20 protein-coding genes are annotated in these 24,764 nt (G+C 36.3%); 11 read left to right on the top strand and 9 right to left on the bottom strand.

What is annotated here, in order from left to right; genetic code table 11:
- The first annotated feature begins 38 nt into the window (after positions 1–38).
- Both EV197_RS01030 and EV197_RS01025 read left to right on the top strand, forming a co-directional pair.
- Positions 39–470 carry a deoxycytidylate deaminase gene (locus EV197_RS01030; RefSeq protein ID WP_130284877.1) on the top strand — a complete coding sequence of 144 codons (432 nt, stop codon included), beginning with the start codon at positions 39–41 and terminating at the stop codon, positions 468–470.
- Positions 470–2,062 (top strand): S41 family peptidase, encoded by a 1,593-nt coding sequence (locus EV197_RS01025; RefSeq protein ID WP_130284876.1) that lies wholly within the window; start codon positions 470–472, stop codon positions 2,060–2,062. The genes EV197_RS01030 and EV197_RS01025 overlap by 1 nt, the downstream gene beginning before the upstream one ends.
- Before the next feature lie 311 nt (positions 2,063–2,373).
- Here EV197_RS01025 and EV197_RS01020 read toward each other — a convergent pair whose 3' ends face one another.
- Positions 2,374–2,586 carry a hypothetical protein gene (locus EV197_RS01020; RefSeq protein ID WP_130284875.1) on the bottom strand — a complete coding sequence of 71 codons (213 nt, stop codon included), beginning with the start codon at positions 2,584–2,586 and terminating at the stop codon, positions 2,374–2,376.
- A gap of 24 nt (positions 2,587–2,610) precedes the next feature.
- Entirely contained in the window at positions 2,611–3,183 is a 573-nt protein-coding gene (locus EV197_RS01015) for a MarC family protein (RefSeq protein WP_130284874.1), read from the bottom strand.
- 122 nt (positions 3,184–3,305) lie between these two features.
- Here EV197_RS01015 and EV197_RS01010 point away from each other — a divergent pair, with 122 nt between their 5' ends.
- From EV197_RS01010 to EV197_RS01000, 3 genes are all read left to right on the top strand, one after another.
- Positions 3,306–3,878, top strand: a complete 573-nt coding sequence (locus EV197_RS01010) for a DUF3109 family protein (protein WP_130284873.1) — start codon at positions 3,306–3,308, stop codon at positions 3,876–3,878.
- A 70-nt stretch (positions 3,879–3,948) separates the two neighbouring features.
- Positions 3,949–4,578 (top strand): hypothetical protein, encoded by a 630-nt coding sequence (locus EV197_RS01005; RefSeq protein ID WP_130284872.1) that lies wholly within the window; start codon positions 3,949–3,951, stop codon positions 4,576–4,578.
- 57 nt (positions 4,579–4,635) lie between these two features.
- The gene (locus EV197_RS01000; RefSeq protein WP_130284871.1) at positions 4,636–7,521 is read left to right on the top strand and encodes a CHAT domain-containing protein; all 2,886 of its coding nucleotides are present in this window, start codon (positions 4,636–4,638) and stop codon (positions 7,519–7,521) included.
- On the opposite strand, the gene EV197_RS00995 is transcribed toward EV197_RS01000, so the two are convergent.
- Positions 7,518–8,255, bottom strand: a complete 738-nt coding sequence (locus EV197_RS00995) for a tetratricopeptide repeat protein (protein ID WP_130284870.1) — start codon at positions 8,253–8,255, stop codon at positions 7,518–7,520. The genes EV197_RS01000 and EV197_RS00995 overlap by 4 nt on opposite strands.
- 2 nt (positions 8,256–8,257) lie before the next feature.
- Positions 8,258–8,800 carry an RNA polymerase sigma factor gene (locus EV197_RS00990; protein ID WP_130284869.1) on the bottom strand — a complete coding sequence of 181 codons (543 nt, stop codon included), beginning with the start codon at positions 8,798–8,800 and terminating at the stop codon, positions 8,258–8,260.
- Positions 8,801–9,313: 513 nt separating this feature from the next.
- Between EV197_RS00990 and EV197_RS00985 the strand changes: the two genes are divergently transcribed.
- The 4 genes from EV197_RS00985 to EV197_RS00970 all read left to right on the top strand — a co-directional run bounded on the left by EV197_RS00985 (position 9,314) and on the right by EV197_RS00970 (position 17,238).
- Positions 9,314–10,291, top strand: coding sequence for a ribonucleotide-diphosphate reductase subunit beta (locus tag EV197_RS00985; RefSeq protein ID WP_130284868.1), 978 nt, complete (start codon positions 9,314–9,316; stop codon positions 10,289–10,291).
- Between the two features lie 295 nt (positions 10,292–10,586).
- A complete protein-coding gene (locus tag EV197_RS00980; RefSeq protein WP_130284867.1) occupies positions 10,587–13,049 on the top strand; it encodes a ribonucleoside-diphosphate reductase subunit alpha in 2,463 nt (820 codons plus the stop codon).
- A 79-nt stretch (positions 13,050–13,128) separates the two neighbouring features.
- Complete coding sequence (locus tag EV197_RS00975; protein ID WP_130286167.1) at positions 13,129–14,469, top strand: deoxyguanosinetriphosphate triphosphohydrolase; 1,341 nt, start codon at positions 13,129–13,131, stop codon at positions 14,467–14,469.
- A gap of 147 nt (positions 14,470–14,616) precedes the next feature.
- Complete coding sequence (locus EV197_RS00970) at positions 14,617–17,238, top strand: T9SS-dependent M36 family metallopeptidase (RefSeq protein WP_130284866.1); 2,622 nt, start codon at positions 14,617–14,619, stop codon at positions 17,236–17,238.
- A 51-nt stretch (positions 17,239–17,289) separates the two neighbouring features.
- Here EV197_RS00970 and EV197_RS00965 read toward each other — a convergent pair whose 3' ends face one another.
- Positions 17,290–19,056, bottom strand: coding sequence for a 1-deoxy-D-xylulose-5-phosphate synthase (locus EV197_RS00965; protein WP_130284865.1), 1,767 nt, complete (start codon positions 19,054–19,056; stop codon positions 17,290–17,292).
- A gap of 83 nt (positions 19,057–19,139) precedes the next feature.
- Here EV197_RS00965 and EV197_RS00960 point away from each other — a divergent pair, with 83 nt between their 5' ends.
- The gene (locus EV197_RS00960) at positions 19,140–19,589 is read left to right on the top strand and encodes a nucleoside deaminase (RefSeq protein ID WP_130284864.1); all 450 of its coding nucleotides are present in this window, start codon (positions 19,140–19,142) and stop codon (positions 19,587–19,589) included.
- Between the two features lie 69 nt (positions 19,590–19,658).
- The gene (locus EV197_RS00955; protein ID WP_130284863.1) at positions 19,659–20,441 is read left to right on the top strand and encodes a carboxypeptidase-like regulatory domain-containing protein; all 783 of its coding nucleotides are present in this window, start codon (positions 19,659–19,661) and stop codon (positions 20,439–20,441) included.
- Positions 20,442–20,486: 45 nt separating this feature from the next.
- Here EV197_RS00955 and EV197_RS00950 read toward each other — a convergent pair whose 3' ends face one another.
- The 4 genes from EV197_RS00950 to aspS all read right to left on the bottom strand — a co-directional run bounded on the left by EV197_RS00950 (position 20,487) and on the right by aspS (position 24,650).
- Positions 20,487–20,684: a cold-shock protein gene (locus tag EV197_RS00950; RefSeq protein WP_130284862.1), complete on the bottom strand. Its 198-nt coding sequence runs from the start codon at positions 20,682–20,684 to the stop codon at positions 20,487–20,489.
- A 96-nt stretch (positions 20,685–20,780) separates the two neighbouring features.
- Positions 20,781–21,038, bottom strand: a complete 258-nt coding sequence (locus EV197_RS00945; protein WP_130284861.1) for a hypothetical protein — start codon at positions 21,036–21,038, stop codon at positions 20,781–20,783.
- A gap of 15 nt (positions 21,039–21,053) precedes the next feature.
- Entirely contained in the window at positions 21,054–22,838 is a 1,785-nt protein-coding gene (locus EV197_RS00940) for a chloride channel protein (protein ID WP_130284860.1), read from the bottom strand.
- A 63-nt stretch (positions 22,839–22,901) separates the two neighbouring features.
- Positions 22,902–24,650 (bottom strand): aspartate--tRNA ligase, encoded by a 1,749-nt coding sequence (gene aspS / locus EV197_RS00935; protein WP_130284859.1) that lies wholly within the window; start codon positions 24,648–24,650, stop codon positions 22,902–22,904.
- Between the last annotated feature and the right edge of the window lie 114 nt (positions 24,651–24,764).

The following is a 24,764-nucleotide window of genomic DNA, read 5'->3' as shown; positions in this document are numbered from 1 at the left end:
TATCTTCGTATTTTAAAGATATATAAGGTTGTTGCACTATGTCAAAACAAAAACAGCTTAAATACGACAAGGCTTATCTTCGTATTGCAAGAGAGTGGGGAAAATTATCTCATTGCCATAGAAAACAAGTAGGAGCTGTAATTGTAAAAGATCGCATGATTATTTCAGATGGGTATAATGGTACTCCTACGGGCTTCGAAAATCCATGTGAAGATGATGAAGGATATACAAAATGGTATGTGCTACACGCTGAGGCAAATGCTATTTCTAAAGTAGCTTCCTCTACACAATCGTGTAAAGGCGCAACACTTTATATCACATTGTCTCCTTGTAAGGAGTGTAGTAAATTGATTCACCAAACCGGAATTACAAGAATTGTCTATAAGGATGATTATAAAGATAATTCGGGATTGCAATTTTTAGAAAAGGCTGGTGTGCAAATAGAGCAGATTACAGAATTAGATGATTAATGGGATATTCAAAAAAATACTTGCCTTTGTTGTTAGGTGTCGCGGTTGGTGCAGGAATTTATCTTGGCAGTAAATTAAATTTTAGTAATCCTTCTGCTAAATTATTTTCATATAATGCAAAGAAAGAAAAGCTAAATCGCTTAATTGATTATATTGATTATGAATATGTAGACGAAATTAATACGGATAGTATCGTAGAGGTAACCGTAAATCGTATTCTAGAAAATCTTGATCCCCATTCCGTTTATATACCCCCAGAAGAGTTAGAGGGCATTACCGAGAGCATGCAAGGCGATTTTATAGGTATTGGGGTGAGTTATTATCAATACAGAGATACGATAGCCGTAATAAATACGATCAAAGGCGGTCCCAGTGAAAAATCCGGATTACTACCGGGTGATCGTATACTAATGGCCGATACAGATACACTTTTTGGAGCGGACTTAACTACAAATAGACTGGCGGATAAACTTAAAGGGGTAGATAATAGTGTTGTAAAGTTGAAGGTTTATCGAAGAGGTACTGGTGTTTTTGATGTTAAAGTAAGAAGAGGAAGAGTGCCTTTGCAAAGTGTTGATGCTGCTTATATGATCGCTGAGAATATCGGGTATATAAAAGTCAATAGGTTTGCAGAAACCACCTACAAGGAATTTAAAAAAGCGCTAAAAGCCTTGAAAAAAGAAGGGGCAACGGCTATAGTTCTAGACTTAAGAGATAATGGTGGTGGATTTATCGCACCGGCGCTAAAGATGGCGGATGAATTTTTGGCAGATGACACCCTTATGATGTTTACCAAGAATAAAAAAGGAGCTATAGAAAATAATTTTGCTACCAAAGCCGGTATTTTTGAACAAGGCGATATCTATGTGTTACAAAATGAAAACTCTGCTTCAGCAAGTGAAATCTTTGCTGGTGCCATCCAGGATAATGATCGCGGTATGATAGTAGGAAGAAGATCTTATGGAAAAGGATTGGTACAGCGCGAAATGGCACTTGGGGATGGGAGTGCGGTACGATTAACTATTTCAAGGTATTATACCCCTACCGGTAGGTCGATCCAAAAGCCCTATGAGAATGGTAATGAAGCCTATTTTAATGAGTACTTACAACGATACAAAAATGGAGAACTGCAAAGCGCTGATAGTATACAAGTAGCGGATTCGTTAAAGTTTAAAACTCCCGGCGGTAAAGTAGTGTATGGAGGAGGGGGTATAATACCAGATGTATTCGTTAGTAAAGATACCACAAGAGTGGGAGAAACCTTGAGCTATTTATTGCGATCAGGAGTCATGGGGCGTTATGTATTTGAAGAACTCGACAAGAAAAGAGGGTATTATAATGCATTGCCTAAGAATGAATTTGTCACTACCTTTGAGGTAAATACGGAATTGGTTGATGGTTTTATGACATATCTTCAACGACGGAATATAGAAGTTGAATTGACCAATTATGAAGAACAATTAAGAAAATTTCTGAAAGCTGCTATGGCACAACAGCTCTATGGCACTGACTTATTTGAAAAAATCCTCAATCAAGACGATAAAATGATAAAGAAAGTTATTTCTCTATCCAAAAGGAAAACAGTTTATTAAAACAATTTTTGTGGAAGACTATCTTATTATACTAGTGATTTGCGCTCCGATTTTTCTATTTATTATTGGGGTTGTATTTAGATTGCTGGACAATAGTGCATCGATATTTTTAGACAATGAAATATCTATAGACTCTTCTTATGTTTCTGAGGATCTTATACAGGCATATATTAAACAAACTGAAAACGACCTACTTCGCAAGTCCTTAAAAAGAGCTTTGTTTTTTAGAAAAATGCACAACCTTTTTATGATATTAATGGTAATATCGATTCCGCCTGTTATTATTGCAATGATTATTTACTTCTAAGTAACTAGGAGTTCTTTTTGCGTTGCTTATCTTTTAGGGCTATTGCCTTAGAAATCAAAAGAATTATTAATAAAATCACTACACATAAAGAGGCAAGTACGCCAATCACTGCCGTTTTACTGTCGCCAATAAAGGGAGCTCCAAAATCTATCAATGTAGCATTATATACAATTAAAGATATGGCGATTAGTAATAAGGCGTAAATAAAATATTTCATATAAATTTATCTTCATTAAAACGATTAAAAAAGTCCTTGGATATTTGTGGTAAACAACTTTACAGCTATGGCTAACAAGATAACCCCAAATATCTTTCGGATCACATTAATACCTTGTTTACCCAGTACACGTTCTATTTTACCTGATGACTTTAACACCACATATACAAATATAATATTGATCACGATTGCAATAATAATATTAATCGTATGATACTCTGCACGCAAGGATAAAAGTGAAGTCATCGTACCTGCACCAGCAATTAGCGGAAAGGCTAAAGGTACTACAGCTGCAGTTTCCGGTGCGTCATCCCTATATAGTTGCACACCCAATATCATCTCTAAAGCAATAAAAAATAGAATAAATGAACCTGCAACCGCAAACGAATTTACATCAATTCCAATAAGGTTTAAGATCTCTTTTCCTACAAACAGAAAAACGATCATCAGTATTGCGGCTACTATGGATGCTTTTTCGCTCTGAATGTGTCCTACTTTTTTTCTTAAATCAATGATAATAGGAATGCTTCCAATGATATCAATAACTGCAAATAGAATCATACTTGCAGTTAACACTTCTTTCAGATCAAAATTCATATCTAAAATTTATAAAATTGCCGCAAATGTAAGCTTAATTAAGGTGTAAATGTAGGGCAAATAGATGAATAAATTGTAAAGTTCTACTGGTTAAAAACTGCCAATTGCTGTATATTCGCAGCATGTTTCAATTAGGAAAGACCATTATATCAGAAGAAGTTATCAAGAAAGATTTTGTTTGTAATCTTTCTGCTTGCAAGGGAGCCTGCTGTGTGGATGGAGAGGCTGGTGCTCCACTTGACCCCGAAGAGACTAAATTATTAAAAGAGATATATCCAAAAGTGAAGCCTTATTTAAGAAAAGAAGGTATAGAGGTTATCGAAAACGAGGGTACCTCAATAGAGACCGATTTAGGCGACTTGGAAACTCCCTTAATCAATGGAGCGGACTGTGCTTACGTGATTTATGATGATAAAAACACAGCGCTTTGTGGGATAGAAGAGGCTTACAATCAAGGAGATATATCTTTTAAAAAGCCTATTTCTTGTCATTTGTACCCAGTAAGAGTTCAGGAATACTCTGAGTTTTCTGCGGTAAATTATCATCGATGGGAGATTTGTGACGATGCGTGTAGCCTAGGTAAAGAATTGCAAGTTCCGATTTATAAATTTGTAAAGGAGGCATTGATTCGAAAATTTGGGGAACAATGGTACAAGGATTTGGAAGATGTGGCAGAAAATATAAAGAAAAAATAAGTTTTTTGTTTTTAAAACGTTTACTTTATATATCAAACCCTAACTAAGTATCAAAACCAATAGACGTAACATGAAAACACTTAAATTAATTGCTACAGCTTTACTAGTACTTGTGATTACTTCTTCTTGCGACAATTCTGATGATGCTGACATTTTAGTGGTGGAAGGAGTAGAAAATGGAGAAATCGTATTTGACCTTCAGCTAGAAAAGCACACATTTAATACCAGATTACTTGCGCTGATCGAGGAAGAAATTGCATTAAGGAGTCAGTTAGAACAAGATCCTGATAATCAAGACAATCAACAACAGTTAGAAGAAAATTTGGCTGAACAAGAAATAGTCCAGGCACGTTTAAATTTAGTGCAAAGCGAACTTGTTTCCTTTGGAATAGGGCCAATCCCACCTCCACCACCATGTGCAGACTTGCCACCCGCAGACTGTCCTATTGGCTTAGAGGCCTTGCAACAATTGCTAATTTCAGATGTGGTTGAAAATTTTTCAGCTCAAATTATCGATATACAAACCGATGCGGTGCTCTATCAGTTTCAAACGTCAGCACAAAGTGATATCCGAGAGGACTTGATCGCTTTACCATTAGAGATTGATTTAGGACAACTGCCAGATAGAGCTATAGTTCAAGTCCAAAAACAAATAGGAGGAGAAGATAGATCTTATGAAACGCTTGTAAGTTTTAGATAAAAAAACTTGATTATAAAATTATTATTTTAGCCTTTACGACATTGTAAAGGCTTTTTTATGCAAAATTATGTTCTTTTTCTATTCGTTTATATAGCACTAGCTTACAGTAGTTACAGTCAAGAGAATAAAAGTAATGAGGTTTTTGCAAGTAAAAATAATGAAGATGTAGAAGAAGAAATGGAGGCTATCTTAGAGCATGCTTCTCCATTTTTCTATACCAATCTGGATAGCACAACCTATTATGCGAATCGGTTTTATGAATTGGCAAGTAGTATAAATGATCTTAACAGCCAGCTAGGTATTTTAAATCAGCTGATCATATCGGATAATTACTTTTATGACTTAAAAAGTGCTTATCGAGATTTGAATCGAATGGATTCACTTATCACCAAAGATCCAGGTTTCGATACCTTGACCAATGGTCCTGCATATTACAAGTTTTTGGTTTCAACCAAGGGTAACTATTATTTTAAAACTAATAATCTTGCGCAATCTAAAGAATATTTTTACGAAGTACTTGAATTAACTAATACCCCTAAAGATTCATTGACTTATTTTGATGCGGCTACACGGCTGAGTACATTAGAATTTCTTGGAGAAATTGCAAAAAAACAAAATAAATTGGCTCTTGCAGAACAATACTATACTCAGACCAAAATTGAGCTTACCGAGTATAAATATCAGAATTGGGAAAATCAATTAAAAGGGATTAATAATAAACTTTCAAAAATTCTGGTTGAAAAGGGAGACTATAACCAGGCTAATAAACTTGCCAAAAATTCTTTAGCGCATTATCAGAAATTAGCATTGTCAGATCCTAAGTTCAAGAACTCTCTCAAGTCTACTTATAAAATAGTAATAGAAAACTATATCCAACAAGATAGCCTTGAAAAGGCGATGTCTTATATAAAGGAAAGCAAAACTATAGTAACCGATGAAGATCCTTTTGATAAACAAATTAATATGCTGGCAGGAGACATCTGGTTAAAACGAAAAGCCTATGATAAAGCCGAACATTATTATAAAAAAGCATTAGGGCAATATCAAAAGTATTTTGGTTTTAAAAATCACGCGGATGTTGCTGAAATTTTCAGTAAACTGGGAAATTTGGAAGTATTAAAAAATCAGCCTTTACAGGCGTTAAATTTATACCAAAAGGCATTTGCTCAATTAACAGAAAGTACTATTAGTTTGGAGTATACGGATAATCCAAAAGTACAAGAGGTTACTTCAAAATTAATATTGATTAAAGTGCTAAATGATAAGACGAATGCTTTAGTCAAACAATATGAAATAAGCAATGAAAAGGAGTATCTAACTGCAGCGCTGCGTACCTCTTTGCTATTAACAGAAACATTAGATGCTTTAATACCAGAATATGAAACTAGAGTTGATAAAGAGTTTTTAATCTCACAAATGTATCCAGGGTTGCAAAATGCGGTACAAATCAGTTATGAGCTCTATAAACTTTCAAAGGACGAAGTATACCTATCACACGCCTTTTATTTTATAGAAAAAAGTAAAGCAATATTATTACTTGAAGCAACAAGAAATTCTTATGCGTATTCTTATGGTGGTGTGCCTGAAAAGGTGATAAATCAAGAAAGACAATACCGAACCTCTATTAACCTTCTTGAAAAGCGAATATTTATAGCTTCCGATAATCAAAGTCTAAAGGAAGAACTATTTCAGGTCAGAAGTGCGTATTACGATTTTATCAAAAGCATAGAAAGCACCTATCCTCGGTATTACAATTTAAAGTATAAAAGTGAGGTTACATCTCTCGAAAAATTAAGTAAAGACTTAGAAGGTGACGTTGCTTTGCTGAATTATTTTGTAACGGACAAATCAATTTTTTTAGTAGTAGTACAAAAAAATAAAAAAAGACTCTACAGGTTTAATTTTTCTAATGCCTTGAAAAGAGAAATAAATGAGTTTTATAATGAGATTTCTCATTTTGATTTTAGCAAAAAAGAATCAGGCTCACCTAAATCTTATGCCATTTATGAAGCTTTAGTTTTGCCAGCGCTAAAAGGCTTAGACGCTACAAATTTAATTATAGTTGCAGATGATATACTGAGTTATTTACCCTTTGACGCCTTAACAGCCACCGCTGATGGAGGACGATACTTGCTGGAAGATTATCAGGTGTCATATGCTAATTCTGCTACCCTGTTAGCAGAACGTAAAAAAAATGATAATGTTGTAACCGGTGATCTATTGGCTTTTGCACCAGACTTTACGGTGCAAACTACAATAGAGCAATTTGGAGACCGATCTCAGTTTGCACCTTTAAAGTATAACGGAATCGAAGTAGAAAAAATTAGTGCTCATTTCGATACGAAGCCTTTAGTAGGAAGAAAAGCTTCTCTTACTAATTTCAACCAACACGCATCAGCATATGGTTTATTACATTTTGCTACGCACGCCTCTGCCAATGATGAATATCCTGATTATAGTTACTTAGCGTTATCTTCTGATAAACATCCGGACAGTATCAATTTTTTATATGTTAAAGACCTTTATGCAAAAGAATTAAATGCTTCATTGGTAACTCTAAGCGCTTGCGAAACGGGTATTGGTAAATTTCAAAAAGGAGAAGGCATGTTAAGTCTTGCAAGAGGTTTCGATTATGCCGGAGTACAAGCATTGGTGACCAGCTTGTGGAAAGTAAACGATGAGTCTACTACTCAGCTAATGGAATATTTTTATGATAACTTGAGTCAAGGTCAGGCTAAAGATGAAGCCCTGCGTAATGCTAAGTTGACCTATTTGAAAAATACAGACGATCAACTCTTAAAGCATCCTTATTATTGGGCTGGATTTGTCATTTCGGGGGATATGGCGCCAATAAAACAGCCCTATTATTGGTGGCTTGGTGTTTTTGTTCTAGTAGCCATGATAGTGATTGGTTTTATGATAATTAGGCGAAAAAAGGCTTAATCTATGGCTTCCAATAACTTAGTTGCCGTAGTTTTTTTATAACTTCCATCTGCAACGATTTCGGTCAATAAGACTGAGGACTTCGCTTTGTTATTTTCCTTTAGGTAGGCAAGTGCTAGATACCATTTACCTCTGATAAGAAGTGGGCTATCCAAAGTAATAAATTTTTCAAGTAGTGGAATAGCTTTTTTAGTATCACTTAAAGCCATATGGCAATTTGCCTGATATAATAAGAGATAAGGTGCTGAGGTGTTTTGATAAAGGGTTTCAAACTGTTGTAAGGCATCTGTGTAATTTTCGTTTTCATACGCTGAAAAAGCCTTTTTTTCATCACTCAACTGTTGCTCACTGCGTACCATTGGGTAGACAACATTTTTATAAGGTTCAAAATTTGCTGCGTATAACGCTTCTGGATCAACAGCAAAAGGATTAAGTAGCATATAGAGACTAACTCCAAATAGAATTAATAATGATGCAGCTGCAGCCCAAAATGATCGTTTTTTGTAAATAGGAATTACTTTGGTTTGATGACCAATAAGTTTTTGTTCTGTAGCTTGCAATACCGATTTGAGCTGAGTCCGATCTTCTAGACCTGCAACATCACGGACCGCAGTACGAAATTCAATTTCTTCTTTAAGGTTGGCATTAATTTGGATTAATTCATCCAATAAAATTTGCTCCTCTTCGGTAATTGTGCCTCTGACATATTTGTCAAGTAACTGTTCTTTATCCATAATTAAAGAGGGTTTTTAATTAAATCTTTCAAAGATTTGAGACATCTTGATTTTTGGCTTTTGACAACGTTTTTGTTTTCGTAGCCAAGGCTGTCTGTGATCTCTTCAATCGTTAGTCCTCTGTAGTAGAACAAGGTTAACATTTCCTGGCATCTTTTTCCTAATTTTTTAAAATGGACCCGAAGCGCAACTTGCTCACTACTAAGTTCATCCTCCTCCAGGAGTTTATATTCGACAGATTCGTCCTGTTTAGGAGCTATGTTCTCATAAGCAATTTTAGACTTAGAAGTTTTTAATCGTTCATAAATCATGTATTTCCCAATGCTGGTAAGATAGGTTTTTATAGCGCTTTTAAGATGGTCTAGATTTCCTTTTAGCGCGTGTTCTCGTAAGGCGATGAAGGAATCTTGATAGATGTCTGCTAAGGTATCTGGATCTAGATTGAATTTTTTGGCAAATTGCATAAAGTAACTCCTGTAATCTTCATATAGCTTAGAAAGTGCCAAATGGTTACCTCTTTTTAAAATAAAAAGCTCTTCTTTCATATACACCTATAATACTATGCAAAGTTTTTAGGAATTGCCAGTAACCTATTTACCTTACGTTTAATTTTTTTGCTGTATAAAGTTACGCTTTTTAAAAATATTCAATAGCATTGGTTTGATATCTGATATACGAATACGCTAAAAAAATACTATCGGTAGTGTCCTAATTCTTGATTTTTAGGAGTTTTTATCGCTAAACATATATACGGTTTAACCATAATATTTTAGGGTTTAATTTTTACCAGTTATAAGACTTGATTTATGACGTTGATTCAAGCTATAGCAGGGTTTCTAACAGTTATTTGGTTGTAGTCTAGTGCTTTCTCAATTATTTTTAAAAATCTGTAAATGAGACATTTAGTTTTATTTTTAGTTTCTCCGTTAAGCAACGAACTTTTTCGCCGTGTTGAAAACTTTGTTGAAAACGTTTGGTAAGTTTACTCAGAATTTCCTCTGCATTTTTTGATCTTTGTTAGACGCTAAAAAAAGAAAAAATCAGTAAAAAAAGGAAGAATGAGTTTAGTAGAGCCAATATTACAAGAGAATAAAGATAGATTTGTTATTTTTCCAATAAAACACCACGACATTTGGGAGTGGTATAAAAAGTCGGAAGCTAGTTTTTGGACAGCTGAGGAAATTGATTTGCACCAGGATATTACAGATTGGAATAACAAATTGAATGATGATGAGCGCTACTTTATCAAACATATTCTTGCATTTTTTGCGGCATCTGATGGAATTGTAAATGAAAACTTGGCTGAGAATTTTGTAAATGAAGTACAGTATAGTGAGGCTAAATTTTTCTATGGGTTTCAAATAATGATGGAGAATATCCACTCTGAGACCTATTCTTTATTGATAGACACTTACGTTAAAGACGAAAAAGAAAAGGATACACTTTTTAAAGCTATTGAAAACTTTCCTGCAATTAAGAAAAAAGCAGATTGGGCGCTAAAATGGATTGAATCTGATTCTTTTGCTGAGCGCTTAATTGCATTTGCAGCAGTTGAGGGAATCTTCTTCTCTGGAGCTTTCTGTTCCATTTTTTGGTTAAAGAAACGAGGCTTAATGCCTGGACTGACTTTCTCAAATGAATTGATTTCAAGAGATGAAGGTGTACACTGTGATTTTGCTGTGCATTTGCATAACAAACACTTGGTTAATAAAGTACCAAAAGAGCGTATTAGAGAAATCATCATTGATGCGCTTACTATAGAAAGAGAGTTTATTACGGAATCGCTACCAGTAAGTCTCATTGGTATGAACGCCAATTTAATGACGCAGTACCTAGAATTTGTAACAGACAGATTATTGGTAGAATTAGATTGCGAAAAGGAATATGGAACCGCTAATCCATTTGATTTTATGGATATGATTTCCTTACAAGGAAAAACAAACTTTTTTGAAAAAAGAGTTTCAGAATATCAAAAAGCAGGTGTGCTTAATAAGGATACCGATGATAATAAAATTAGTTTCGACGCGGATTTCTAAAAGAAGGTTTGACTTTTTTTTGTAACCGCAGAAACCACTGAGCTAGTAGAAATTAGATCTTCTATTTGATTTGCGTATTAGCTCCAACCAATTCGGTTCTTAGAACCAAATAAATAAAACAGAGTCCCTTTTTTGATTACACTTCTTTAATGTTTTTGTAAAGAAGCAGGGTTTCCTTTCTTTTTTAGAAAGAGATTAAAGTGGAATGGTCTAATAGACTTTGGGGAATTATAAGTTAACAACATGAATCATACTTTCAATTCATTTTGGAAGTGCAAGAAAAAACAAAAAGCGTATGTATGTAATTAAAAGAGATGGGCGTAAGGAACCCATTATGTTCGACAAGATTACCGCAAGGGTAAGAAAATTGTGCTATGGGTTAAACCCATTAGTAGATCCAGTAAAAGTAGCGATGCGAGTAATTGAAGGGTTATATGACGGGGTAACCACTAGCGAACTTGATAATTTAGCTGCAGAAATTGCAGCTACCATGACCATTACGCATCCAGATTATGCTAAATTGGCTGCGCGTATCTCTGTTTCTAACTTACATAAAAATACGAAAAAGACGTTCTCTGAGGTGATAACAGACCTGTATGAATACGTTAATCCTAGAACCAATAAAAAAGCACCGCTGATCTCTGATGAGGTCTATGATGTGGTGATGGAGCACAAGGATAAATTGGATTCCACAATTATATACAATAGAGATTTTGGATACGACTATTTTGGTTTTAAAACCTTAGAACGCTCTTATCTTTTAAAAATCAATGGTAAAATAGCTGAGCGTCCGCAGCATATGTTGATGCGTGTTTCGCTAGGTATACACCTTGATGATTTAGACGCTGCTATAGAGACCTATGAGTTGATGTCTAAAAAGTATTTTACACACGCTACGCCTACCTTATTTAATTCAGGTACTCCAAAGCCACAGATGTCATCTTGTTTCTTGTTGACTATGAAGGATGATAGTATTGATGGTATTTATGATACGCTAAAACAAACTGCTAAGATTTCGCAATCTGCTGGTGGTATAGGATTATCTATACATAATATACGCGCAACAGGATCGTATATTGCTGGTACCAATGGTACTTCTAACGGTATTGTACCTATGCTAAGAGTATTTAATGACACAGCGAGGTACGTAGATCAGGGAGGAGGAAAGCGTAAGGGATCTTTTGCTATTTATATGGAGCCTTGGCACGCGGATATCTTTGATTTTCTTGAGCTAAAGAAAAATCACGGTAAAGAGGAAATGAGAGCCAGAGATTTATTTTATGCGATGTGGATCTCTGATTTATTTATGAAGCGTGTACAGGACGATGCAGAGTGGACATTAATGTGTCCTAACGAATGTCCGGATTTATGTGATTTACATAGTGAAGCATTTGAAGAACGATATCTTCAGTATGAAGCTGAAGGGAGAGGACGAAGAAAGATTAAAGCAAGAGAATTATGGGAGAAAATTCTGGAATCTCAGATAGAAACTGGAACTCCTTATATGCTTTATAAAGATGCAGCAAACAGAAAATCAAATCAAAAGAATCTAGGTACGATTCGATCTTCAAATTTATGTACCGAGATTTTAGAGTATACAAGCCCTGACGAAGTTGCGGTTTGTAATTTGGCTTCCATTGCGCTACCTATGTTTGTGAAAAATGGGGAGTTCGATCATAAAGAGCTTTTCAAAATTACCAAAAGGGTAACCAAGAACTTAAATCGTGTTATCGATCGAAACTATTATCCGGTTAAAGAAGCAGAAAACTCCAATATGCGTCATCGCCCTGTTGGACTAGGAGTGCAAGGGTTAGCAGATACGTTTATAATGCTACGCATGCCGTTTACCAGTGACGAAGCAAAGAAGCTAAACCAGGATATTTTTGAAACCTTATACTACGCGGCCGTAACAGCTTCTATGGAAGAAGCCAAAGCTGATGGTCCATACCAATCGTATGAAGGGTCTCCGATATCTAATGGAGAGTTTCAACATAATCTTTGGGGGATTAAAGATGAAGAGCTTAGCGGAAGATGGGATTGGGCGAAGCTGCGTAAGCAGGTAGCAAAACACGGAGTACGTAATTCGTTATTAGTAGCTCCAATGCCTACAGCTTCTACTTCTCAAATTTTAGGAAATAATGAGGCCTTTGAACCCTATACAAGTAATATTTATACCAGACGTGTGCTATCTGGTGAGTTCATTGTAGTGAACAAACACTTGCTAGAGGACTTAGTTAAACTTGGGTTATGGAACGATGATCTTAAAGATGCTATTATGCGTGCTAACGGATCGGTACAAAATATCGATATCATACCACAGGAGCTAAAAGAGCTTTACAAAACCGTTTGGGAATTAAGTATGAAGGATATTATCGATATGGCAAGACACAGAGGGTACTTCATTGATCAGTCCCAGTCCTTAAACTTATTTATGGAAGGGGCTACCATGGCTAAACTAACGTCTATGCATTTCTATGCTTGGAAGAGTGGCCTCAAAACGGGTATGTATTACCTACGAACCAAATCAGCTGTAGACGCGATTAAGTTTACGCTGAAAAATGATAAAAAAGAACAGCCTGAAGCAGAAAAGGTTGCTGTAGCAGCTGCACAGGTTATGGAAGCACAGTCTTCCAAGCCTCAGCCAAAACAAGAACCGGTAGCTGCAGAAAATACCTCTCTCACCCCAGAAGAACTTAGAGCGTTAATCGCGCAATCTAAGGAAGGCGAAGGTGACGATTGTTTAATGTGCGGGTCTTAAGATCCGGTTTATATAGGGCAAAAAGGGAAGCAGAAATGCTTCCCTTTTTATATTTTTGACTTCTTATTTATAACAAATGATGAACTGGGAGCAACTCCTATCCTTAAAACGATACGGAGATACAAACAAACGATTACGCAAAGAGCAAGATGATACCCGATTAGGCTTTGAAGTCGATTATGATCGTATTATTTTTTCTTCGGACTTTAGAAGCCTTCAGGATAAGACACAAGTAATTCCCTTATCTAAGACGAGTTTTGTACACACCCGTCTTACACACAGCTTAGAGGTATCCGTAGTAGGTCGCTCTTTAGGCCGTATGGTGGGCAAGCGAATTATAGAGCGGCACCCGCATCTGAGTACCATCCATGGTTATCACTTTAATGATTTTGGGGCTATAGTTGCTGCTGCAGCATTAGCTCATGATATTGGTAATCCACCTTTTGGTCATAGTGGAGAAAAAGCCATAGGAGAGTATTTTAAGACAGGGAATGGACAACGATTTAAAGAGCAGTTAACGCCAAAACAATATCAGGATCTTATTGATTTTGAGGGTAATGCCAATGGGTTTAAAATTATGACCACGCCTAAACCTGGTATGGATGGTGGATTACGCTTGTCGTATGCAACCTTGGCTGCTTTTATGAAGTACCCAAAAGAATCCTTGCCTAAAAAACCTACTAAGCATATAGCCCATAAAAAGTTTGGTTACTTTCAGAGTGAAAAACACTATTTTGAAGATATTGCAAAAGAGGTCGGGCTTATCCCATCTACTTTTGAAAATGAAATCACTTACGCACGGCACCCATTGACTTTTTTAGTAGAAGCGGCTGATGATATTTGCTATACCATCATTGATTTTGAAGATGGTATAAATTTGGGATTAATTGATGAGGAGTATGCATTGGAATATTTAATTAGCCTTGTTAAAGAAAGTATTACGACTACAAAATATAATAGCCTTACCACCACAGCGGATCGACTGAGTTATCTCAGAGCTTTGGCGATAAATACATTAATAACTGAAGCAGCTAGTATTTTCATTGATTATGAAGAGGACATACTATTAGGGAAATTTGATCAGGCGCTCATAGATAAAAGTCGATATAAAGCGCAGATAGAAGATATCATAGCGCTAAGTATTAAAAACATATACCAAAGCAAGGAAGTTACCGAAAAAGAAATTGCAGGGTATAAGATTTTAGGGACGCTTTTGGATACTTTTGTCTCGGCTACAGAAAACTTTCACCACCACAGCACTAACTATGATAAATTAATTCTACGATCAGAAAAAGATGCTTTTGATTATCAAAATGTTGACGTGTACACAAGACTTATTAGTATTTGTAAATATGTAGCTAGTTTAACGGATGGAAATGCGTTATTGAAATATCAGAAAATTAGAGGGTTGCAGATTTGAAATATACAAGTCAAAAATTGGATTTTATTAACTTATGTGTATTTTTGTTAGGTAAAAACTCATATTGTTTAAGGAATTGTTAGCAATAGTCATATTTTGGTATCAAATGCTTAAACAAAATTAACAAACTCAATTTCATTCTAAGCTATGAAAAAATTTTATGTTACCCTTATAGCATTTGGTTTTGCTATAAATTTGTTTTCTCAGTCCTCTGAGATTGAAGTGGTCAAAGACTACTTAGTAGAACAAGGTTATAATGCCAGCGATGTAGCTGACCTTAAAGTTCAATCTCGTTCCTTTTCTAAAAGTATGAATGTGGATAACCTTTATGTAGTACAACAGCATAATGGTATTCCAATTCGAAACGCAATCGGGAGTTTTGCATTAAGAAATGGTGAAGTAGTTTCTTTTCAGGGAGTTTACGTAAATGATGTAGACGCTAAAGTAAACATCTTAACACCGGTATTGTCTCCTGAAGAAGCAGTCGTATCTGCAGCTCAAAACCTAAACTTGGATCGTCCAGTAAATATGAAAATGATAGGTAAAAAAGCTTCAGACGAAAGTGTTTTTTTACTTTCTAAAAGCAATATTTCCTTAGATGAAATACCAGTACAGTTGGTATATGAGGTTAAGGAAGACAAATTGGTGTTATGTTGGGATTTAAGTATTCATACAAAAAACGGTCAAAATTGGTTCAGTGTAAGAATAGGAGCTAAGGATGGATCGTTACAGAGCCAAAATGATTGGATCGTTCATTGTGCTTTTGACTCTCATGAACATACCAAAAAAGCGAGTACTCGAGCTTTTTCGATATTACAAAAAACTACGACAACAGCTAATATGATCAACAATCCAGTATATAATGCATTTCCAATACCTTTTGTGGAAAGTCCAAATCACGGGGATCGACAAATGATTACAGGACAAGAAGATGCAACTGCTTCTCCTTTTGGATGGCACGATACTGATGGTGTAGCTGGTGCTGAATTTACGACTACACGTGGTAATAATGTATTGGCTTCTGAAGATTATGATGGAAACAATCAGCCTGGTTATTCTCCTGACGGTGGAGCTAGTTTAGTTTTTGATTTTGCTTTTGATCCGGCAGGTACGGTTGCTTCCTATCAAGATGCGTCTATTACAAACTTGTTTTATGCCAATAACGTGATTCACGATGTTTGGTATCAATATGGTTTTGATGAGGAATCCGGTAACTTCCAGGTAAATAATTATGGTAGAGGCGGAAATGAAGGCGACGAAGTGATTGCAGATGCCATAGACGGCTCTGGAATTAATAATGCTAATTTTGGAACGCCACCGGATGGAGCTAACCCAAGAATGCAGATGTTTCTTTGGAATCCACAGCCTGATCCCGAGGCAGAAGTTTTTAAAATTAATAACAACGCTAATTTAGCTAGCGGATATGCTACCGTTGATAATAATTTTAGTCCAGGTAATGTTTCTGCGCCTGCACTCCCAGATGGTATAACTGCTGACTTAGTATTGGCAGTGGATGATAATGCTACGCCAGATCCTAACGATATTTGCTCAGCTTTAACAAATGCTACAGAACTCAATGGTAAAATCGCAGTTGTAAGAAGAGGAGAATGTAATTTTACGGATAAAGTTGCAAGATGCCAACAAGCTGGTGCAGTAGCCGTATTGGTGGTTAACAATGTCGAAGGAGATATTACTATGGGAGGTTCAAATGAACTTATTTCGATTCCTGCGGTAAGTATAAATCAAGCGGATGGAGAAGCAATTATTGCTGAAATGGCAGTGAATACAGTGAATGTAACCCTTTCTGATGCAGGGTTGAATATCTTTGCTGAAGATGGTTCTTTTGATAATGGAATTGTGATTCACGAATATGGTCACGGTATTTCAAATCGTTTAGCAGGAGGACCTGCAGCTTCTGGATGCCTACAAAATTCTGAACAAATGGGTGAGGGATGGTCAGATTGGTTTGCTTTAATGATGACCATTGAACCAGGCGATACAGGCGCTGATGCTAGAGGAATTGGAACTTTTGCTGTTGGTCAACCAACTACAGGAGGTGGAATTAGACCTTTTCCTTACAGTACCGATATGAATATTAACCCTGTTACTTATGCGGATGTTGCGGATGCTGCTAATTTTTCTCAACCACACGGTATTGGGTCGATTTGGGCTGCTATTTTATGGGATATGACATGGGCTTTTATAGAAAGAGATGGTTTTGATCCTGATATCTATAATGGCACAGGAGGTAACAATTTAGCGATGCAATTAGTAATTGATGGGTTGAAATTACAATCTTGTGCACCAGGTTTTGTAAGTGGTAGAGATGGAATCTTAGCTGCTGCAGAATTAACGGCTAACAGTGATGCTAATAAATGTGTTATTTGGGATGTTTTCGCTAGACGAGGTGTTGGATATAGCGCTGATGAGGGCTCAACTAATAATAGAAGTGACCAAACAGAAGCATTTGACCTACCACCGGCAAGCGAATTGGATTGTGCAACCTTAGGTGTTGATGATTTTAATGCTGGAGTATTTAGTATTGATCCAAATCCATCAAACGGAATATTTAATATAAGAGTATCAGAAAATATTGGAGATAGTAAAATTGCAATTTTCGATATGAACGGTAGAGTAGTATATGATAAAGAAGTTAGTCTAGAATCTTCTTATCAGGTACACACAAACTTAAGATCAGGATTATATTTATTGCGTATAGAAGCAAAGGATGGTTCTGCAATCACTACAAGTAAAATACTTGTGAAGTAGATACAGATTATTCTTTTTTAAATATAGGATAGGGAGCACATAAAGTGCTCCCTATTTTATTTTACTCAAGATGTTGATGATCTGATTGGTAGAGATACCGGCAAGTTCTTGAAGTTCTTTTATACTACCATGATGCATAAACTGATCTGGTATGCCTAGAGTGATTATTTCGGCTGCTTTTTGTTTTTGGTTGGCGTATGCAATAATAGAGGACCCAAAACCGCCTTTTATTGCACCATCCTCAACGGTAATAATAGTGTGGTACTCGTTCAAAATAGTAGCAAGTAACTGTTCATCTAATGGTTTTATGAATCCAAAGTGGTAATGACTTATGGGTTTAGCAATGGCGTTTATAGCTTCATTGACATTATGCGCTATTGTTCCTGTAGACAAAACAGCAATGGACTGTCCTTTACGAAGTAACTGTCCTTTACCTAAGGGTATTGTATTAAAAGGCTTTTTCCATTCTAAGATATGGCCTCTTCCTCTTGGATATCGAATAGCAATAGGTTGATCTAAGCCTAAGGAAGCGGTATATAATAGGTTTCTTAATTCAATTTCATCTTTAGGCGCACAAATCATTAAGTTAGGGATACAAATTAAGTAGGTTATATCAAATACACCGTGATGCGTAGCTCCATCCTGTCCTACCAATCCAGCTCTGTCAATACAAAAAATCACTGGTAAGTTTTGTAGGGCAACATCATGAATAACTTGATCATATGCACGTTGTAAAAATGTAGAATATATCGCACAAAACGGAATTAGTCCTTGCGTTGCCATACCAGCTGCTAAAGTAACTGCATGTTGTTCCGCAATTCCAACATCGATGGCACGATCAGGAAAGGCTTCCATCATATACTTAAGAGAACTTCCGGTAGGCATAGCTGGAGTTATCCCAACAATTTTGGGGTTACTTTGCGCAAGTTCTACTAAGGTTAAACCAAATACGTCCTGAAATTTTGGTGGCAATTCAGTTGCCGATTGCTGAACTAAATCTCCGGTTGTGGCATCAAATTTACCAGGTGCATGGTAGGTTACCTGATTCTCTTCTGCTTGTTTCAGCCCTTTCCCCTTAGTGGTTATGATATGTAATAGTTTAGGTCCTGATACAGACTTTAATTGGTTTAATGTTTTTAACAAGGTCGGCAGATCGTGGCCATCTATGGGGCCATAGTATTTAAAGTTGAGTGCTTCAATAATATTATCACTTTTGGGTTTTTGGCCAATTTTAGCCTTAGTGAGGTAATTTTTAAGTGCACCTACGCTGGGATCAATACCGATAGCATTGTCATTTAATACAATAAGCATATTGGTATCTGTTACCCCTGCGTGATTTAACCCCTCAAAAGCCATTCCGCTGGCAATCGATGCATCCCCAATCACAGCAATGTGTTGTTTGTATTCCTCACCATTTAATTGTGAAGCAATTGCCATTCCTAACATAGCAGAAATTGATGTAGAGGAGTGGCCTACTCCAAAAGTATCATAAACACTTTCGCTTCTTTTAGGAAATCCGCTAATGCCATCTAATTGCCGGTTGGTGTGAAAATTGTCCTTTCTTCCCGTTAAGATTTTATGCGGGTATGCCTGGTGGCCTACATCCCAAACCAATAAATCATCTGGGGTATTAAAAACATAATGCAAGGCTATAGTAAGTTCAATAACTCCTAAGCTTGCACCCAGATGGCCTTCTTTGGTTGCCACAATGGTAATTATAAAATCCCTTAACTCCTGTGCTAAATCCTTGAGTTGCTCAACGGATAGCTTTCTAAGATCAGATGGATCATTTATGTTTTTTAGTAACTTGCCCTGCATCTCACAAATGTACTATTTTGTTAGCGTAGAAGGTTAAAGATGTTGTCTGGTAATTAAAATATTTTTTAGCTTTACTTAAAAAAATGATTCAACCTTTTGATGATATTTATTTTATGAAAAAGGCTTTGCAAGAAGCACAGTCTGCCTATGATAAGGGAGAAGTCCCGGTAGGTGCAATTATTACTGTTCAAAATAAAGTTATAGCCCGGACACATAACCTAACTGAAATGCTGAATGATGTAACGGCGCACGCAGAAATGCAAGCCATAACAGCTGCAGCAAATTTTTTAGGTGGTAAATATCTTAATGAATGTACACTCTATGTCACGTTAGAACCTTGTCAAATGTGTGGTGGTGCACTGTTCTGGAGTCAAATTGGTAAAATAGTATACGGGGCTAGAGATGAACAACGTGGTTGTATTACTCTGGGCACCAAACTTCATCCAAAAACAAAAATGGTTGGTGGGATCTTGGCGGAAGAGTGTTCCGAGATTTTAAAACGCTTTTTTATAGAAAAGAGAAATCTTAATTAAGCTGTTACCTTAAAAATTAGCAACTTTTAGAATTGGGTAACGTCTTTGGAAGTAAATCTAAAGATTTTAATGCGACTAAGGTCTTATCTTATACTATTGATTCTACCGCTTTTTGGTTATTCACAAAGTAATCAACTACTCAAAGGTAAAGTGATGTTTCAAACTGAATGTTTAGAGGGTATTCACGTTTTAAACGCAACCACCGGTAAAGGTGTCGTAACAGATGCAAAGGGTCAGTTTATGATCAAGGTAAATGAGAATGATACTTTGGTTGTGTCGTCCATACAATTTAAGGTTAAAGAATATGCAGTAAGCACTATAGATATATCTACCTGTAAAGAACTAGTTTTTTATCTTGAAGATGTAATAAACGAATTGGAAACCGTGAATTTACGGCAACATGCATTATCCGGATCACTAACCGCAGATCTAGAACAGATTCCCACCTTTGAAGATAAATTACCAATTTATAAAGCAAAAGATGTGATGGGATTGCCGCTACATATGGACGAGAAAGATAGGATCTCTACGATTAAAAATAATGCATTACGGGATCATATTGGTGGTGCTACAATGAGTATAGACTTTTCCATGCTTTTTAGGTTAACAGGGAAATTGTTCAAGAAAAAAAAGAATACTGTTACTATTAAAAAAAATGTAGCAGAAATCCTTACAATACAAGTATTTAATAACATAGGATTATTGCCCGAGAAAGAATATCATAATTTCATTTCCTACCTAAAAGAGCGTCCAGAGACTGCTGTAGCTATTACTACTCAGGATGAATTAGCAGTATTGGACTACTTGATCAATCAAAGTTTGCAATATAAAAATAGAATGGAGACCAACTAAAAAGAGCTGTCTATGGACAGCTCTTTTCTAGAATAACATATATCATTAGTAGTGAATTACACGCACCTGAGCTGCGATTATTCCCTTTCTTCCTTCTTCTTCTTGGTATTCTACTTTGTCACCTTCATTTAAGGCTTCTCCGTTAAGACCAGAGGCGTGGACAAAAATGTCCTTCCCTGTTTCGTCGTTGGTAATAAATCCGTAACCTTTTGATTCATTAAAGAATTTTACTGTTCCTTCCATGGTACTTAAAAAATATAAATAAAAAATAATTGAATACTAAAGGTAAGTTTTATTCTTCAGGTTTAATAGTTTAAATGCCAAAACTTAAAAAAAATCCTATTCTTTTTTTTCTTTTTCTTCTTTATCATAATCCATCATTTTTTTCAAATTATCTTTGGTCAGCATGTAATCTTCAACTCTTTTACCTTTCCAGCGATGAATTATAAATAAAGGCATTAGCACAAAGGCAGCCACTAATATTCCGATGCCTACCCAGCGATCACCGGTGAGATGATCATTGGTGTTTTTGTAATAATAGCCCGTGGCAATCATAATAAGGATACCAATAAAAAGGATGCGAATTACATATTTCATGTCAACTATTCTTTGTTATGCAAATTTAATGAGTTGTCTTCGATATGAAGTTAAAAGTTTTGACTTTGAGATGAATCCAATGTATTTATTTCTCCGTACTACCGGGAGATTCCAGGCGCTGCTATCTTGAAACTTCTTCATAGCAGATTTCGCATCATCTTCTTCTTCAATGATCTTATATGCGACAGGACTCATCAAGTCTTCTACCATAACGGTATGATATTTCGTAATGTCAAACATAATATCTCTAATATCATCTAAAGATACTATCCCAATTAGCATACCTCTTTTATTCACTACCGGAAAAAGATTTCGGTTGGATTTGGCAACCGCCTCACTCAATAATTGTTTCAGGGTATAGTCTGGATTTACGGTAATAAAATTCGTTTCTATACAATCTTTAAGATTAAGCAAAGTAAGAACGGTTTGATCTTTATCATGGGTCAATAAATTACCTTGCTCTGCCAACTCTCGGGTGTAAATGGTGTAATCGACTTTATTTTTGGAGATAATAAATGAAATTGCTGTGGTGATCATTAACGGAACAAAAAGTTCATAACTCGTAGTGATCTCAGCTATTAAAAAGATAGAAGTAAGTGGGGCATGTAGCACACCAGATATTAGCCCAGCCATTCCCAGTAAGGTAAAATTGGATTCAGACACCTGAAAGCCCAGTCCGATATTATTTATGATTTTTGATACTACATTACCTAGCGCACTTCCCATTACCATAGTGGGGATAAAAATTCCTCCATAACCACCAGCAGCAAAAGTTGCCGTCATGGCAATTGCCTTAAATATGGTTATACCTGCAAGCAAACCAATTATTATCCAGATGTTAGACTCAATGTTTTGAAATGGGGTCTTTCCTATGGCCTTCATATAATCGCCGTGCAATAAATCATTGATAAAGCCTAAACCTTCACCATACAGAGGAGGAATAAAGTAGAGCATAACTCCTATGGTCATACCAGCCACTAATAAACGATATATTTTTTTTTCAAATCGCTCAAAAAGTTTAAGAATCCAAAAGTACATTTTGGTAAAATAGATGGAAGCAAAAGCAGTTCCTATACCCAAAATGATAAAAAAGGGAATATCTTGAATACTAAACTTCTCCAACACTTCAAACCTGAAAAGCACCTCGTCTCCGATAAAAAAATAGGAGGTGACAATTGAGGAAACCGAAGCAAAAAGCAGTGGAAGCAGTGACGCAAAGGTAAGATCCAAGCTAAAAACTTCAACGGCAAAAACTAAACCTGCTAAGGGGGACTTAAACACCGCAGAGATGGCGCCGGCTGAAGCGCATCCGATAAGAAGCACTCTGGTTTTACGGCTGACGTGAAAAAGCGTACTTATAGAAGAGCTAAATGCCGAACCTGAACTTATCGCGGGTCCTAGTAACCCCACAGATCCTCCGAAACCTACAGTAATCGGGGCTAAAATAAGCGGTAAATAACCGTGAATGGATTTAATAACTGCTCCTTTTTTGGAGAGCGCATACAAAATTAAGGGGATAGCTGACTTGATTTCTTTTTTAACAATGTATTTATTAAAAAGATAAACGATCAAAAGACCGACTACAGGAGTAATGAAATACAAGGTGTTTTGCCAGCTAATGATATCTCCCTGTACCAATCGCTGAATAAGATGGGTTATGTTTTTTAATACCAAAGAAACCAACCCGGCAATAAAACCAATAAGAATACTTAAGATGAGGATAAAGTTTTTTTCAGAAATATTGCGGTATCTCCATTTAAGAACTTTATAAAGCCAAGTTTTTCTTGAGGTTCCCGACATAGCGCGTATAGGTTGAAGTCTTTTAAAAATACTAAAAAATCCCGCTCTGCAGCGGGATTCGTATTATAAATTTAATTTTATATGCAGCTCTTTCAGTTGCTCCTCATCAATAGTGGCTGGGGCATCAATCATTACATCTCGTCCACTGTTGTTTTTAGGAAATGCAATAAAATCGCGAATGGTTTCTTGACCTCCCAGAATTGCTACCAGTCGATCTAGTCCAAAGGCAATTCCACCGTGTGGGGGTGCTCCATATTGAAAGGCATCCATTAAAAATCCAAATTGCGCTTTAGCCTCTTCTTTGGTAAATCCTAAATGATCAAACATTAAAGACTGTGTTGCTTTATCGTGTATTCTTATTGAACCACCTCCGATTTCGTTACCATTAAGTACCAAGTCATAAGCGTTAGCACGTACTTTACCTGGATCTGTGTCTAATAATTTAATGTCTTCAGGTTTAGGAGAAGTAAAGGGGTGGTGCATAGCGTGATAGCGCTCTGTTTCTTCATCCCATTCTAGTAACGGAAAATCTACCACCCATAGCGGTGCAAATTCATCTTTTTTTCGTAATCCTAATCGTTCTGCCAATTCCATACGTAATGCACTCAATTGTGCTCTTACTTTGTTGGCTTTTCCGGATAAAACACAGATGAGATCACCTGCTTTAGCACCAGTCAGTTCCGCCCATTGTGCTAAATCTTCCTGATCATAAAATTTGTCTACAGAAGATTTAAAACTACCATCTTCATTGCATTTCACATAGACCATACCTAATGCTCCGATTTGCGGACGCTTTACCCAGTCAATTAATTTATCAATTTCCTTACGAGTGTAGGATGCTCCACCAGGTACGGCGATACCCACTACCAATTCAGCCTCATTAAAAACTTTGAAATCCTTGTGTTGGGTTACCGTATTTAGTTCGCCAAACTCCATCCCGAATCGAATGTCTGGCTTGTCATTACCAAACCTTTTCATCGCTTCGTCATAGGTCAATCTCGGAAACTTATCAACCGTTACTCCCTTGATTTTATGTAGTAAGTGCTTGGTTAGTCCTTCAAAAGCATCAAGAATATCTTCTTGCTCTACAAAAGCCATTTCGCAATCAATTTGCGTAAATTCCGGTTGTCGATCTGCTCTTAGATCTTCATCTCTAAAACATTTCACAATCTGAAAATACTTATCCATGCCCCCAACCATCAACAATTGTTTGAAGGTTTGTGGGGATTGCGGAAGCGCATAGAACTGCCCTTCATTCATGCGAGAGGGCACCAAGAAGTCTCTAGCACCTTCAGGCGTAGATTTAATTAAATAAGGTGTTTCTATTTCAATAAAACCTTGATCCGAAAGGTAATTACGAACTGCTATAGTAACTTGATGTCTAAAAATAAGATTTTGCTTTACTGGATTGCGTCGAATATCCAGATAACGGTATTTCATACGTAAGTCCTCACCACCATCGGTTTCATTTTCAATGGTAAAAGGAGGTACAAGTGCTGTATTTAGAACAGTGAGTTCGGTGACTAATATTTCAATTTCTCCAGTTGGGATATTTGGGTTTTTAGATTCGCGCTCTATTACAGTTCCCTTTACTTGAATCACAAACTCTCTTCCTAAGGTTCTTGCTTTTTCAACTAAATCTTTAGAGGTCCTTTCTTCATCAAATATCAATTGGGTTACCCCATAACGGTCTCTTAGATCCACCCAGAGCATAAATCCCTTATCTCTGGTTTTTTGTACCCATCCGGCTAAGGTAACTTCGGTATTGATCGCTGAGCTTCGCAATTCTCCACAAGAGTGACTTCTGTACATAAGTTGTAACGTTTTAAGGCTGCAAAAGTAAGAAGTTTTACCGTAAATATGATTTGATTCTGCTCAAAATGAAATCACATTTGTTATTTAATACTCAAAAATCATAGAATTGTT

This window comes from Aquimarina brevivitae, from assembly GCF_004216895.1.
In the GTDB taxonomy this organism is placed as follows: domain Bacteria; phylum Bacteroidota; class Bacteroidia; order Flavobacteriales; family Flavobacteriaceae; genus Aquimarina; species Aquimarina brevivitae.
This window is presented reverse-complemented; position numbering and strand designations above follow the sequence as displayed.